Origin of the sequence: Pseudarthrobacter sp. SSS035 (genome assembly GCF_023273875.1) — a bacterium.
Lineage (GTDB): Bacteria > Actinomycetota > Actinomycetes > Actinomycetales > Micrococcaceae > Arthrobacter.
In genome coordinates this window covers 4,782,194-4,795,129 of sequence record NZ_CP096882.1, presented here as the reverse complement: position 1 = coordinate 4,795,129, position 12,936 = coordinate 4,782,194, and the positions used below count along the sequence as shown (strand labels likewise).

At 61.9% G+C, this 12,936-nt stretch carries 13 protein-coding genes and 4 pseudogenes; 7 read left to right on the top strand and 10 right to left on the bottom strand.

Annotated features, from left to right (window positions below):
- Positions 1 to 90 precede the first annotated feature (90 nt).
- Positions 91 to 819 carry a DUF559 domain-containing protein gene (locus MUN23_RS22350; protein ID WP_248761232.1) on the bottom strand — a complete coding sequence of 243 codons (729 nt, stop codon included), beginning with the start codon at positions 817 to 819 and terminating at the stop codon, positions 91 to 93.
- 1,007 nt (positions 820 to 1,826) lie between these two features.
- The gene (locus tag MUN23_RS22345) at positions 1,827 to 2,525 is read right to left on the bottom strand and encodes a DUF4158 domain-containing protein (protein WP_248761231.1); all 699 of its coding nucleotides are present in this window, start codon (positions 2,523 to 2,525) and stop codon (positions 1,827 to 1,829) included.
- Between the two features lie 115 nt (positions 2,526 to 2,640).
- On the opposite strand from MUN23_RS22345, the gene MUN23_RS22340 reads away from it, so the two are divergent.
- The 3 genes from MUN23_RS22340 to MUN23_RS22330 all read left to right on the top strand — a co-directional run bounded on the left by MUN23_RS22340 (position 2,641) and on the right by MUN23_RS22330 (position 4,493).
- Positions 2,641 to 2,814 carry a hypothetical protein gene (locus MUN23_RS22340; protein ID WP_248761230.1) on the top strand — a complete coding sequence of 58 codons (174 nt, stop codon included), beginning with the start codon at positions 2,641 to 2,643 and terminating at the stop codon, positions 2,812 to 2,814.
- 206 nt (positions 2,815 to 3,020) lie between these two features.
- Positions 3,021 to 3,230 carry a hypothetical protein gene (locus tag MUN23_RS22335; protein WP_248761229.1) on the top strand — a complete coding sequence of 70 codons (210 nt, stop codon included), beginning with the start codon at positions 3,021 to 3,023 and terminating at the stop codon, positions 3,228 to 3,230.
- Between the two features lie 165 nt (positions 3,231 to 3,395).
- Positions 3,396 to 4,493: an ATP-binding protein gene (locus MUN23_RS22330; RefSeq protein ID WP_248761228.1), complete on the top strand. Its 1,098-nt coding sequence runs from the start codon at positions 3,396 to 3,398 to the stop codon at positions 4,491 to 4,493.
- Here MUN23_RS22330 and MUN23_RS22325 read toward each other — a convergent pair.
- Together MUN23_RS22325 and MUN23_RS22320 are read right to left on the bottom strand one after the other, a co-directional pair.
- Positions 4,490 to 4,963, bottom strand: coding sequence for a hypothetical protein (locus tag MUN23_RS22325; RefSeq protein ID WP_248761227.1), 474 nt, complete (start codon positions 4,961 to 4,963; stop codon positions 4,490 to 4,492). The two genes, MUN23_RS22330 and MUN23_RS22325, sit on opposite strands and share 4 nt — an antisense overlap.
- Before the next feature lie 133 nt (positions 4,964 to 5,096).
- A complete protein-coding gene (locus MUN23_RS22320) occupies positions 5,097 to 5,264 on the bottom strand; it encodes a hypothetical protein (protein ID WP_248761226.1) in 168 nt (55 codons plus the stop codon).
- An 87-nt stretch (positions 5,265 to 5,351) separates the two neighbouring features.
- Here MUN23_RS22320 and MUN23_RS22315 point away from each other — a divergent pair.
- From MUN23_RS22315 to MUN23_RS22305, 3 genes and pseudogenes are all read left to right on the top strand, one after another.
- Positions 5,352 to 5,537: pseudogene (locus MUN23_RS22315) on the top strand (IS3 family transposase); the annotation flags it as partial.
- 247 nt (positions 5,538 to 5,784) lie between these two features.
- Positions 5,785 to 6,412: pseudogene (locus MUN23_RS22310) on the top strand (transposase); the annotation flags it as partial.
- A 249-nt stretch (positions 6,413 to 6,661) separates the two neighbouring features.
- On the top strand, positions 6,662 to 6,895 hold the full coding sequence (locus MUN23_RS22305) for a hypothetical protein (protein ID WP_248761225.1): 234 nt from the start codon (positions 6,662 to 6,664) through the stop codon (positions 6,893 to 6,895).
- 181 nt (positions 6,896 to 7,076) lie between these two features.
- Here MUN23_RS22305 and MUN23_RS22300 read toward each other — a convergent pair.
- Positions 7,077 to 7,832, bottom strand: a pseudogene (locus MUN23_RS22300) (aldo/keto reductase); the annotation flags it as partial.
- A 39-nt stretch (positions 7,833 to 7,871) separates the two neighbouring features.
- Between MUN23_RS22300 and MUN23_RS22295 the strand changes: the two are divergent.
- Positions 7,872 to 9,073 (top strand): IS3 family transposase gene (locus tag MUN23_RS22295; RefSeq protein WP_248761223.1). Its coding sequence is split into 2 segments (ribosomal slippage): positions 7,872 to 8,124 and positions 8,124 to 9,073, totalling 1,203 coding nucleotides; the frame shifts between segments, so codons are not numbered across the junction.
- A gap of 43 nt (positions 9,074 to 9,116) precedes the next feature.
- On the opposite strand, the pseudogene MUN23_RS22290 reads toward MUN23_RS22295, so the two are convergent.
- The 5 genes and pseudogenes from MUN23_RS22290 to MUN23_RS22270 form a co-directional block, all read right to left on the bottom strand.
- Positions 9,117 to 9,383 (bottom strand): annotated as a pseudogene (locus MUN23_RS22290) (aldo/keto reductase); the annotation flags it as partial.
- A 207-nt stretch (positions 9,384 to 9,590) separates the two neighbouring features.
- Positions 9,591 to 10,106 (bottom strand): hypothetical protein, encoded by a 516-nt coding sequence (locus MUN23_RS22285; RefSeq protein ID WP_248761221.1) that lies wholly within the window; start codon positions 10,104 to 10,106, stop codon positions 9,591 to 9,593.
- A 203-nt stretch (positions 10,107 to 10,309) separates the two neighbouring features.
- A complete protein-coding gene (locus MUN23_RS22280; RefSeq protein ID WP_248761219.1) occupies positions 10,310 to 10,816 on the bottom strand; it encodes a hypothetical protein in 507 nt (168 codons plus the stop codon).
- Between the two features lie 4 nt (positions 10,817 to 10,820).
- On the bottom strand, positions 10,821 to 12,107 hold the full coding sequence (locus MUN23_RS22275) for a hypothetical protein (protein ID WP_248761218.1): 1,287 nt from the start codon (positions 12,105 to 12,107) through the stop codon (positions 10,821 to 10,823).
- Complete coding sequence (locus MUN23_RS22270) at positions 12,104 to 12,901, bottom strand: sugar phosphate isomerase/epimerase family protein (protein WP_248761217.1); 798 nt, start codon at positions 12,899 to 12,901, stop codon at positions 12,104 to 12,106. Before MUN23_RS22270 ends, MUN23_RS22275 begins: the two co-directional genes overlap by 4 nt.
- Between the last annotated feature and the right edge of the window lie 35 nt (positions 12,902 to 12,936).

Sequence of the window (12,936 nt, the reverse complement as noted above, 5' to 3'; positions counted from 1 at the left end):
AATCCGCTCCTTGCACATTGGCCGTGAGGGTCCAGCGTGCTGCTCCCAGATTGAATTTTTGGGAAATCAGGATGGAATCTGCGTGTTCTCCTACAAACAGGTGATTGCCCCAGGGGAAAGTTGAGACCGCACGAAGTCAGATCCATCCATGTTTTCGAGGACCTGGTGCAGAGTTGACCGCCACTCCTTCCTTGGCCTTTGATGCAGGTCCAGCGGGCGGATGAACCGGGGAGCTTCCCATTTTGTGGCAATGGCCAGATAAAGTCCAGAATCCATGGCTTCCGCGCGCAGCACTGCTCCGGAGTCTAAGGTCCAAGATACGTGGAAGGCGTTGTCATAGTATTTGTGTTCCGTGATGGCCCCAAGCCGGAATTTTTTCCTGGCTGCTGTTGCCTGCTTTTTCTCGACCCGTCGTATGACGCCGGGGAGGCCGGCCGTCGCATCAGATATTGCCGCTGCCAGAGCGGTGATCGCCTCATTATTTACTGCCTCGGATTCAACCAACACGTCGTGTTGACCCACTGCTTTAAGGCCGCCCAGCCGTAGCCTTACAACGGTCCATCCGACTTCAGCCAGTAACTCGTTGCGCGTCTCGTCCACGGTTTCCTTTCCTGCGTGGGTGTACGCCGGGTCGACTTCAACGCAGACCTTTGTTTTGGATATCAGAATGTCGGGTGTGAGAATCGGAAAGTTGTTGCGCCCTGGTTCGTGCCCGCATTGGATCCCGCTGCGCCCCTTGTGCACTTGAATCCCAAGCCCTAGCAGTTTGTCCCTTACCTGGCGCTCGGTTTTTGAGATGGCTGTGCTGACTGACTGCACGATCGTACCCGGCGGGAAGCGCGGGGTGGAGCGGGCTACTTCCCGGGCAAGAGCGTAAGCTTCTCGCTTGCAGGTCCCGCACTCAGTTCGAGCGTCCCTCTGAGGGTGGCCCTTGATGGCGTGGCCACAGGGCAGACGCACCATGTCAGGTCTCGAGTGCAATTGGCAATGCGCCCACGCGCGGGATCCGCCGGCCCCTGCACGCCATCCCGACACAGCGCCGCACTGGACCACAGCGGATTCAACAAACTTGTGGCCAGCCGAGCAGATCCAACGGACCTTTACGGGGGAAGTGGCTGCAATTTCGTGAGGCCCGAATGGATTCTCGTCGTCCCACATGTCCAAGATCTCGGCATGTTTTGAGGCCACCGTCACCTCGATCTTTGGCGCGCGCAGGGGAAGCCCTAATTTGGCACGATCCTCCCTCGTAAGAAGCGGCCAGTCCCCAAAAGCTTTCACGATGCCCCCAAATATAGAACTTGCACGACCGACTGTGCCGTTTTGCCGATGTTATATGTGCGAGTGGACATTTTGTTCGGCCGACAGGAGCAGTCCCGACTCGTCGAAACCATTCCAGTTCAGCATCCTGCATATCTTCAGTCCTGGGGCTTCAACAGGGGAGATCGACGCAGCCGAGGCCGATGCGGTTCATTACCGGGTCAGGATTGCCTTCCCGGGATCGGTGCACGCGTCCGCTGGCGGCGGCCGACCGGGTCGTGGATGGCCCCGGGCCAGGCCCTGTCAGCGGCCCTGGGATCAGGTTGACGTTCTTACCCCCGGTAGTTCAGACCTCCACAACACGAACAAGATGCCTCGCTGCGCGTGGAATGCCGCCCGTCCCATCATGCTGTGACCGGCATCCGCTCGTCAGACCTCACGCACGGTACCTGTCTTCTGCTGCCGGGACGACAGCGAGTCCAAGGCCAGGTAACGCATCACCAGGGCGGCTGAAATGAGGCCCGCCGAGAACGGCAAGCAACCCTGCGCCGCCAATACATAGACCTGCGTCAAGGCGAAGAAGAAGCCGTTAGCGCCGTCATGGACCGGCCCGATGGATCCCTACGCGGCGGATGACGCCATAAATCCAGCTGGGACCGCCGCTCCTGTCCAGAGACCAGAAGCAATCTATCCAGTGCCGCTGCCTGCTCACGCGTCACCAGCGCAGCGAGAGCATCATGTAACCGGGACTCGGCCTTCTTCCTGACACCGGCCACCTGGTCCCGGAGGGTGCTCACTCCCGGCAGCAGCACGCGGTGCCCGCGAAGCCAGGCCACCGCCGCATAAAACAGCGTCTTGGGCCCCGTGTCGCTCGTCCACGCCTGCTGGTCCACCCACTCCAGCAGTTCCGCCTCCATCGAAGCGTAAGTGACGAAGCCACACACCTCAGCGATCTCCCACTGATGCTCGAACCGGGTCTGTTTCCGTTCCATGTACCGCTTCACAGACGACGGATCGGCCACACCCACCTGGCCGGCGACGAAATCGACTACAGCAGTTGGTACATCCAGGAAAGCACCCAGATGACGAACAGTCACAAGCTGGAGCCCAAAACCGAGCCGATTGTAATCGCCCCTGCGCTTCGCCACCAACTGGTGGTCAAAGTCGTCGAGAAAGAAAAACCGCTCCAACACCGACCGATCCGGAGCCTCAAGCGCATACCGCCCGTACGCTGCCTCTTCGGCAGCCGTCAAATATTCACCAGCCATGCTCTCTCAACGAACCACGCCACCAAACGTTAGCGCTACTTTTCCGCGAGATGGTCCCCAAGCCCCGAACCCCGTGAACGAAGCTGCTTCATGGCACGACAGCACGTTCTGGCCCATGATCAAACGGATACGCTCCGAATCCTGGGGCCTGAACAACTGCCACACCGAACACACCGATCCGCGGCCGTCATTCCGGGACTCCACAGATTCCCACTTTGCCGAGTTCCTGGCCGAACTCGGAGCCAAAGCCGGGCCCGTTCCACCGGAAGCCGACGAGACCTTATCCTGAGACCGGCCACCGGCAACAAGAGGCCCGGAAGACCAGCTCCGGCGCCGCACTCGAGGCCCAGAAAACCAAGAACGGCCCAACCGCTAAACCTGTCGTGGTACGGTCGTTGCCGTGCCAGCGTGGCCTCGCTCAATGGGCCGAACCTGACTCGCTGGAGGTCCGGGCACCAATCCCAGTGGCTTCACAAGATGGAAGGATTTGCTGGCATGGAAAATTCGGAGGAACAGGCACGCCGGCCTGATCCTGAGCTGGCCTCAGATGAGGCAGCTATTCGCGAGGCTCTACAAATGCTCCACGAAATCGACGACACCCCTCCGCAACAGATGACGGCCCTGTTCTATCAGCACTGGTTCGAACAGCTGAGCATGACAACCCGCGACCTTCTCCGCGTCCTTGGTCATAACCCCGACGCCTGAGGCCAAGTACATTCACCTCGTGCATCGCTCCCGGCTTGTTTTAGTTGCGGCGGGATTGGACCTGGTCGGGACCCGGACGCACAGCCACAGGGTTAGCACGGCACCAAGCTGATAGAGTGAAATTCACAAGATTCACAAGATTCATAGACATTCACAGGAGCGCTCATGGAAAACCCGTTTCGCCCCACAGCGGGGGCGACTCCGCCTGATCTGGTTGGGCGTGGGGGAGTGCTGGACGAGTTCGCTTACGGCCTCCGCATCGGTTCGGGGGCCCCAGGCCTTTTGACCATCTTCACCGGAGCCCGGGGTATCGGCAAGACTGTGATGCTCGGCGCAGCCGAAGATCTTGCTATAGGTAGCGGCTGGGCGGTTGTTTCGGAGACGGCTACGGGAGGGTTTCTGGGCCGGATTGGTGAGGCAATGCGGCGGCTGACCAATGAACTGGGCGATGGGCCCACGGGCCGGCGTGTCACGGCGTTGTCGGTTGCCGGCTTCGCTGTTACGACCCAACTGGCTCCTGAGGAGCAGGTTGACTGGCGTGTCCGTGGTTCGGAGCTTTTGCGTCTGCTGGCGCAGCGGGGCACCGGCCTGGTCATCACTGTTGACGAGATCCATGCCGCTGATCGCAAGGAATTGTCCCAACTCGCAGCCGACGTACAGCACTTCATCCGTGACGGACTGCCCATCGGGCTTATTTTTGCCGGCCTTCCTGCCGCGGTCTCCGACCTGCTCAATGAGGGCGTTGCCACGTTCTTGCGCAGAGCGGACCGCATCGACCTCCACGCAGCTTCGATCGCCGAAGTCGAACGCTCCTTTACCGAAACATTTGAAGGTGCAGGGAAGACTCTCGGCCCCGAGTTGGCAAGGAAAGCGGCAGAAGCCACCGGCGGCTATCCCTTCCTGATCCAGCTGGTCGGCTACTACCTCTGGCAAGAAGCGGAAAGGGCCTCTGGAGGCCTGGACGCTGCGGCTGTGGACCAGGCAGTCACGGCTGCCCGCCGCAGAAACGAACGCGTGGTCATCGAAGCTGCACTGTCCACAACGTCCGGGAGGGATCGGGACTTCCTGCAGGCCATGGCGGAGGACTCCGGGCCTTCCTCAACCACCGATATCGGCAAACGAACGGGTATGCGGCCCAACGCCGTGGGCAACTACCGAACCCGCCTGGTGGACGCCGGGCTCATAGAGCCTGCAGGACACGGGCTTGTCGACTTCGCAATCCCAGGATTACGCGAATACCTGACCCCGCGTCCAGCTCATTAGCAGTATTCCCTCTCCGTCGAGTCGGGGACGTGGTGCCTAATAACTATGGGAATCAGAGAGCGCGAGTCGACGCGTTTCCAGAATTCTCCATGCCAGCAGCCCTCACACTGGCCTCGCCACCTGGTGATCTCTTGGTGAGGAATGACCAAGTAGTCCGGATGCATGGTGTTGCGCCCGTAGCGTCGGGTAATTCCGAGAGCCAGCATTCCATGGCCGGTGGAGCTGGTCGTGAGTCTTCCACCCGGCGTCACGCTGGCTGCCCACCTCTCATGACCCTCGCTACAGTAGGCTCTGCCGCTGCCGCGGGTGTAGGCGCTGATCCTCTTGTGATCTCTCGTGCGCATGCCGAAGGACAGTTCGACGTCGACATCGCCAAGCGCGTAGATCTGTGGGTCCAGATAGCTTCCGAAAATCCTTAGCCGCTCCACATAGAGCGGTTTCGGTGGCGTCGGCGTTGTATTCGCGGGCACGCTCCAGCATCCCAGCCACCAACCGGTGGACTGTTTTTCTTCTGATCGGTTCCAAAAACTGGCCATGGCCAGTGCATTCCGAGCGTTGTCGCCTCCCGCCACACGAAGCCATCATTGCCAAGGTCGACCTGGACTAAGTAGCCACTTCCATGCGCGCGAAGGCTGCATCGGCATCCTCGATGCCGTTCCTGCTGAGCAGGTTGTCGGCGACTTCCTGGGCGAATGTCCCGCCACGGAACAGGCGGGCAAGGCTACGTGCCGTCGCCCTACGTGTCAGGGTTGGGTGAGGCCAGTACCTCATAGCAACTTCGTCTAATTCGTAGGGCGAGAACCAGGATCACCACTAATGTCAATCTCCGCAATTTCCCCGCCACGGGAGAATGGGTCCATGAGCAAGCCTGGCCCCAGGGCCGGTGGCCCGACCCCTCGTAGGTCTTTCACTCCGGCACAAAAATTGGCGTACTTGGATGCGTACCAGCAAGCCTGTGACGACGGCACCGGCGGCGGGGCTTACCTGCGCCGCGAGGGCTTGTATTCCTCCCAAATCACCGAATGGCGCAAGCTCCGCGCAGCAATCCGCAAGCGGTCTCCCGCGAAGCGCTTGCCCTCGCCACGACGCCCGGGGAAACGGAGACCAGCACCATCCGTCTCATCCACACCCACTGCCGAACCCGTCAACCAGACGGAACGAACAGTGGACCAGTGCTTCTGCGGTCCTGACCTGACCGCCCAATGGGACTTGCTTGAGCCGGTTGCCTGGAAAACGGGCACGGCCGGTTCTGAGGGGGCCGGGGCGCAGCAATGCGCCCCGGCTACCCGACTGGAAACCGTTCCATTTCATCCTCGACCCCGAACTCAATGTCATGCTGGTCAATGCCCGCCACGCCAGGAATCTTCCGGGCCGGAAGACGGACGTTTCCGACGCCCATTGGCTGGCCGAACTGGGCGCTCACGGCCTCGTGCGCGGATCCTTTGTCCCGCCGGAGTATATCCGTGTCCTGCGTGACCTTACCCGGTCCAGGACGACGTTCGTTACGGAAAGGACCCGGGAAATCCAGCGGCTGGAGAAGCTGCTCGAAGATGCGTGTATCAAGTTCACCTCCGTGGCAAGCAAGACCCTGGGTACCTCGGGCCCGGCCGGGAAATTCCCATCTGAAGGCCGCCCTCGGCATAGCCGCGATGGCAGCGTCCCGGACCGACGGCACCTATTTCCAGGCACGCTACAAGAGGCTCACCTCACGCAGGGGACCGATGAGGGCACTGGTAGCGGTAGAGCACTCACTGATCACCGCGATCTGGCACATGCTCACCACCGGGACCGTATTCGAAGACCTGGGAGCAGACCATTTTAAGCGAACCCATGAAAGCAGAACCCGACGCAAGGCGATCAGCCAGCTGCACCAGCTTGGCTACGAGGTCGAGCTCAAACCCATCGTCCTGACGATGTAATACGCCAAGACCGAAACCTACAGGAGACCGCCCACGACGACGGTCCATCCACCCGCGTGCTCCTCCCATCGCTGCCAGCCTCACATCACTGCCTATTTTCACGTCAGACGGGACAGTTGCTACCCTGCGGAGCTGGCATATGAAGAAGCCGTTTCTCGGTGGCTGTGTTCGCCCTCTTCGGTGGCCCCGAGCAGGGGCTTTCCGTGACCGCGGCGCGGGGACGGAAGATCACCCGACGAGCACGAGACATTGCAGCGCGGACACCGTAAACGCGCCGCGGACCCCCGGTTCCAGGAGGACTACCGGGCCCACCGGACCATGGTCGAGCGGTCCAACGCCTGGCTGCACCTGCGAATCGCCGGCCGGAATTTGAGCAGGCTGCTCAACCTCGGGCTACGGGACAGCAACGGGACCTGGGCCCTGCCTGAACCGGCCGGCCAGCCACCACCCCACGCAGTAACCAGCCACCACCCCACGCAGTAACCAGCCACCGCCCCGCGCAACATCCAGCAAGCCCTCACGGGGCCATCATCGCGCGGCCCCCAACAGCCTTCCCGGACATTGATTGGAAGCCAGCGAACCGCTCATCGCGGCCAGCATCCGCCACCCCACGAGCAAGCAGAGCCAGAAGGCACCGGCAAGACCCTACCAATTCAGCAGACTTCTAGCGGCCGGTTCCGTCTACGGCATATTCATCGATGGCGCTGATCTCTTCGGTTGAGAGTTCCGGGGCGCCCAGCGCGGCGACGTTCTGTTCCAGCTGGGCTACTGAGCTTGCGCCGATCAGGGCTGAGGTTACCTGGGGGTGGCGCAGAACCCAGGTCAGGGCCAGCTGGGCCAATGTCTGGCCGCGGCCCCGTGCGATCTCATTCAGCGCCCGGGCACGGGAGAGGTAGGTCTCATCCACCCGGTCTTCGAGGAAGAACTGGCTGCTGGCTGCGCGGGATTCGGCCGGGACGGTGCCCTCGAGATAGCGGTCCGTGAGCAGCCCCTGCGCCAGCGGGGAGAAGACGATGCTACCTGCCCCTACCTCGTCCAGGACGGGAAGGAGCCCGTCTTCAACGTGGCGGTTGAACATGGAGTACCTCGGCTGGTGGATCAGCAGCGGCACCTTGTACTCTGCCAGTGCGGCGGCGGCGGCCCTGGTCTGCTCCGGGGTGTAGTTGGAAATGCCCACGTACAGGGCCTTGCCCTGCTGGACGGCGGTGGCCAGGGCCCCCATGGACTCTTCAAGGGGGGTATCGGAGTCCGGCCGGTGGTGATAGAAAATATCGACGTAGTCCAGGCCCATCCTGTTCAGGCTGGCGTCCAGGGAGGACAGCAGGTACTTCCGGGATCCCCCATCACCGTAGGGGCCGTTGTGCATGGCATGGCCGGCCTTCGTGGAGACAATTATTTCATCCCGGTACGGTTTGCGCCCGTATGGTGATTTGAGACAGGGTTTAGGAGAATCTGTTTCATGTCTAGCCGTCGTAAATTCAGCCCGGAGTTCAAGGCCGAGGCCATTGAGCTGGCGATTTCCTCGGGCCGTCCTGTGGTCCAGGTCGCGGCCGAAATAGGGGTCAATGAAGGGACGTTGGGGAATTGGGTGCGGGTCTGGAAGGAAGAGCATCCCGACGTCGCCGCCGATGAGCCGGGCCCGGTGGAGTGGGCGAAGTACAAGGCGCTGCAGGCCGAGAACGCCGAGCTGAAACGAGAAATCGAGTTCCTGGGAAAAGTCAGCGCCTTCTTCGCCGCGAAGCAACGATAGACGACTACTACGCGTTTATCCGGCAGGAGAAGGCCAACTACAAGATCGACTGGATGTGCCAGCAGCTGAAGGTCCCCAGGTCCTCGTACAACCGCTGGACGACGCCGAAGGAACCGACCCCGACACAGGTCCGCCACAACAAACTGACCGTGGAGGTGAAGCGCGTGTTTGGACGCGAGAAGGGCATGGCCGGCAGGGACCAGATCACCACGATCCTGGGCCATGAGGGCGTCCCGGTGGCCCCGAGCACGGTGGGTGCGATCATGAAAAAGCAGGGCCTGCGGGCGGTGCGGATGCGAGCGTGGAAGAAGACCACGGTCGTGGACCCGGCCGCCAGGACCGGGCACATCCGCAACCACATGCAGGACGGTGACGGCAACCGTGACTTCACCGCCACCGTGCCGGGAACAAGGATGGCCGGGGACATCACCTACCTGCAAACGGGCTCCGGATGGCTATACCTGGCCACCGTGATCGATCTGGCGACCCTGATGGTTGTGGGCTGGTCGATGGCCTCCCATATGCGCACCTCGTTGATCATTGACGCGCTCAGCATGGCACGTGACCATGGCCGGCTTCACCCCGGCGGGGCGGTCTTTCACAGCGACCGCGGCTCGCAGTACACCTCTGCCGGGTTCCAGAGCTGGTGCGCGGCGAACAGCGTCACCCAGTCCATGGGAGAGGTCGGCGTGTGCTGGGACAACGCGGTGGCCGAGTCGTTCTTCTCGCACCTGAAGACCGAGATGTACCACCACCACGATTTTCCCAACCACATGGCGGCCAGGACCGCAGTGATGGAATACATCGAATCCTGGTACAACCGCCGCAGGCCCCATGCCAACAACCAGGGCCTGCCCCCGGCACGCGCCCTGGCCGAATACCAAAACACGATCAACCACGTAGCAGCGTAAGAAGAAAATCAATCAAGCTGTCTCACAAACTTGACGGGCGCAGTTTCAGATCCTGCGCGTAGAGGTGGCCGAAGTTCTGTTCCGCGGATCCGGGTGGCGGACCGTAGTTGTTGGCCAGATCAAAGTGGGTGACGCCAAGATCAAACGCGCGGCGAACTATGGCGCGCTGTGTTTCCACGGCGCGGGTATCTCCGAAGTTTTGCCAAAGTCCCAGGGACAGTGCGGGCAGCTTCAACCCGCTGCGTCCGGTGCGGTGGTAGGTCATGGTGTCGTAGCGGCTGGCCGCAGCTACGTAGTCATTGGATGTCATTGGTGGCTCTCTGTTGTCTGGTCGGTGGAATCTGTGTGTCGTTGTCTGGTCAAGGGAGGGCGCAGGCAGTTTTGCGGCAAGGTAGTAGCCGACCCCGGCGGGATCACCGGGGCGGCGGCCCCGCCGGCGAAGGCAGGGCAGGAAGTATCACTCATCGTCTATGAGGTTCCTCGACGACCTGGACCAGGCATTCTCTGCGGAGATCGGTCACCCATATCGCGACCCAACTCTTCTGCCCTTCCACGTGATCGCGTGTTCTGTCCATCTCCAGACTTGTGGTCCGGCGATCAGGCATCCCTCGTAGGAACCAATGGACGTGCATGTGGGTTCCGATTCAAGATCCCAGTCCTGGAAGGTGGCCACATAGTGTGCGCAACGTCCCGAGAGTTTGACGCCTATGTTGCTAACGGTCTGGACCGTGCTCCGTCTTCGGTCTTCGAACCGGTCGATTATCCCCTCAGGACCGGGGTCCGTGCTTGAGTGGATGTCCCGCCCAAACCGGATCTGCACACCCCGAATCAGTTCGCCCAAAAGGTCCTCGTCACGGGTGGATATGGCCAGTGCGAAGGCCGAAAGAAGGTTCTCGACATGGTGCCGGACAATCGCATGAGTGCTGACTGCTGTCTCCATGCCCTGCCGCACTGAAGACATGACGATGTCGGCCATCTCGAAATCGTCCGCAATGCTCCCGGACGGCCAGTTGCCGTCTGATTCGACGACCACACCCCGGACTTGAGGGGTGTCCGTAGCGGGGGATGCGGGCCGAAGCATGTCGTTCGATTCCTGTCAGTGCATGGGTTGCCGGGACGGTTGAGGTGGATCGAGTGCAGGCGGACGTCGACGAGGTGGGTCTGCCTCGCCCAATGTCTGTTCCGCGCCAGTGCCAGAGCAGCGGGCCTTCGACGTCGGCACGGCTTGGTGCCGGTTCACTCCAAGAGATCGTGGCCTGCGACCATCCGACGGATGGCCGGGTTCGGTACCGAAGTGAATTCCGAACCGATGTGCCGGCCAGGTTGCGCCATGCGGGTGGTATGCACGGGCGATGGCAGCGAGCGAGCCTTGGCGGGCGCTGCCCACTGGACGGCGTTGGCCAGGACTTGCCGGATCTGTTGACGGTAGTAGATGGGGTATTTCTGATCGCCAGGGCTGAAGTACAAGATCTTTCCGTTGCCGCGGGTGAACGTGACCCCGGAGCGGTGTCCCCACCACAGGAGGACGTCCGTGGCGGCCAGGACTTCTTCCGGCAGGCCGTGCTCGGCATCTGCCAGTGTCGCGGTCCGGATTTCGGCCCGTGTGCCGAGAACCGTCCCGAGGCCTTCGGCGATCGCCCCGTGGATGCCGTGGGGGTAGATCGCTGCGATTTCCGGCTGCGAAGTCTCGTGCACGTTCTCGTTCCACACCGTGATCCGGAGCGGTGTTGCGGTGGATGTCATGCTGTTATTTTCCTTCGATTTGTCGAACCTGAAGATCCAGGGACAGTGCGGCTGTCCAGCTGAAGAGCCTGGTCCCATGAGGTTCGCCGGTGTGCGGGTCAACGTATTCAGGGAAGTCATTGCGGCCTGCGAGTTCGGCCATGGACGCTGCCAGGGCTTGGCCGTCGGCCGCGGCGCCGCGGGTGTTCAGTGCTTCCACGAGCAGCCATGCCGTGTTGAACCAGGATGGTCCGCGCCAGTACCTCGACGCGTCGAACGTCGGAGCGAGGAGGTCGTGGCTTGGCACGAGCCGGGACTCCCCGAGCCCGAAGTGCGGGCCACGCAAGAGTGCGTCCAGCTCGTCCCCGTGGCCTATTCCCGGCAAAAGGAGAGGTACGAGGCCGGATACCGTTCTGTACTTCTGGGTGTCTCCCGTTATGCCGTCCCGGGCCACATATATGCCGAGGTTCTCATCCCAGAGAGTCTCGAGGGCGAGAGCGATTTCCTTGGACCGTTCCTGATGGTCGTACACGGGAACACGGCCTAATTCGTCGGCGATGACTGATAACGCGAGTTCGGATCGTGCCCAGAGGGCGTTGAAGGCGGGGTCCTCGACGCGAAAGGGGCATGCAGCGTCCGAATCGTCGCAATTGGCATCACGGTACGTCGCCGCAATGTAAAGGTACTTGTCGTATTCCCTGTTCGAAGGACGTTCCGTTGCGTCGGCGTGCTCCAGGTCCGGACGCGGGATGTCCTGTCCGAAAGATCCGGCCACGTTTTCCAAAGGCGCGTCCCAGTAGGGTGAATTGTCCATCCCGCTCTCCCACGGATGCACCACGGCGGCCAGACCGGACGCGAGCGAGCGGCGGCGTGTGTACAGGTACTGATGCCAGGCCACGAGACGCGGGTAGGCTCGTTCCAAGAAACGGCGCCGGCGGGACTCCACGGGGTCAGCCTGATGGACCAAAAGCGTGGCCCAGGCATGGTTTGGCGGCTGCACCAGCCCTGCTGTGGGAACGCCAGGGGATCCGGGAATGCGGTCGCTACGCCAAAACGCAGCACCGGGAGAATAATCGTCCCGTGCCGGGTCGAAGACGATCTGCGGGAGCCGCCCGTCATCCCATTGGGCACTGAACAGGGAGTCCAGTTCCTGCTGGGCGCGGCGAGGGGAAATGTGCCGCAGGCCGATGGCGATGAAGGCCGAGTCCCAACTCCACTGGTGGGGGTAGAGGCCGCCCGCCGGTACCGTGTGGCGGCCTCTCCAGTTCTGCACCAGCACGGCCGTTGCGGCAGAGGACACCGTATCGTTCACAGGAACCTCCGCAGCAGGACGGGACTCGCCGGCAGGACGTCCTGTGCGGGGCCCGACAGCCGGCTCTCCAACGCAATCGGGCCGGTGTATCCGATGGCACGGATCGTGGAGCCAAACAATGCCCAGTCGATGTGGCCCGAGCCCGGTTCCAGACGGTTGGAGTCACTGGCCTGGACATGTCCAATGTAAGGACCGGCGGCGAGCAGCGCCGCGGCCGGATCGGCTTCCTCGATATTCATGTGATAAGTGTCGGCAGCGACCTTCACGGAATCGAGGCCAATCTCCTTGATCAGGGAGACGGCGTCGTCCAGCCGGCGGACCATGTGGTTCTCATACCGGTTCAGCGGTTCAAGATACAGTTCCACACCCAGGGTAGCGGCGTGGGCTCCTACCTGGCCCAGCCCGTCAATGAGGACCTTCCGGTCCTCTTCGGTGCTGCGCGGAGAGACGAAAGGAGGAAGCCGATCCGAAAACATCCCGTACGAGGCCGGCGTCATCGCTCCCCGCCCGCCGATTTCCGCCATGACGTCCAACAGCGATTTCATCTGCACAATCGCGTCCTGGCGTTGTTCGGCGTCGAACGCGCCGATGAAATGCATCATCTCGACGCAGACTGTCGGCATGGGGATTCCCCTCGCTGCCGCCCTCCGCAGTTCGGGCAGCCGCTCCCGGAATCCGAAGTCCCCCTTGCCGCGCAGCTCGATGCCATCGAAGCCCCACTCCTGCGCGATATCCCACTTCTCCTCCATGGACTCGCCCGGCAGGTGCTGTTCCTGCACGCAGATCATATTCATTTATTTCTCCAAGAATCGTTGGGTGCTTGAAATTG

What these genes read in the sequence shown, in the direction of transcription:
- MUN23_RS22280 (WP_248761219.1), bottom strand. Translation starts at nt 10,816, where the DNA reads ATGACATCCACCGCAACACCGCTCCGGATCACGGTGTGGAACGAGAAC.
- MUN23_RS22340 (WP_248761230.1), top strand. Translation starts at nt 2,641, where the DNA reads ATGATCAAACGGATACGCTCCGAATCCTGGGGCCTGAACAACTGCCAC.
- MUN23_RS22335 (WP_248761229.1), top strand. Translation starts at nt 3,021, where the DNA reads ATGGAAAATTCGGAGGAACAGGCACGCCGGCCTGATCCTGAGCTGGCC.
- MUN23_RS22270 (WP_248761217.1), bottom strand. Translation starts at nt 12,901, where the DNA reads ATGAATATGATCTGCGTGCAGGAACAGCACCTGCCGGGCGAGTCCATG.
- MUN23_RS22345 (WP_248761231.1), bottom strand. Translation starts at nt 2,525, where the DNA reads ATGGCTGGTGAATATTTGACGGCTGCCGAAGAGGCAGCGTACGGGCGG.
- MUN23_RS22330 (WP_248761228.1), top strand. Translation starts at nt 3,396, where the DNA reads ATGGAAAACCCGTTTCGCCCCACAGCGGGGGCGACTCCGCCTGATCTG.
- MUN23_RS22320 (WP_248761226.1), bottom strand. Translation starts at nt 5,264, where the DNA reads ATGAGGTACTGGCCTCACCCAACCCTGACACGTAGGGCGACGGCACGT.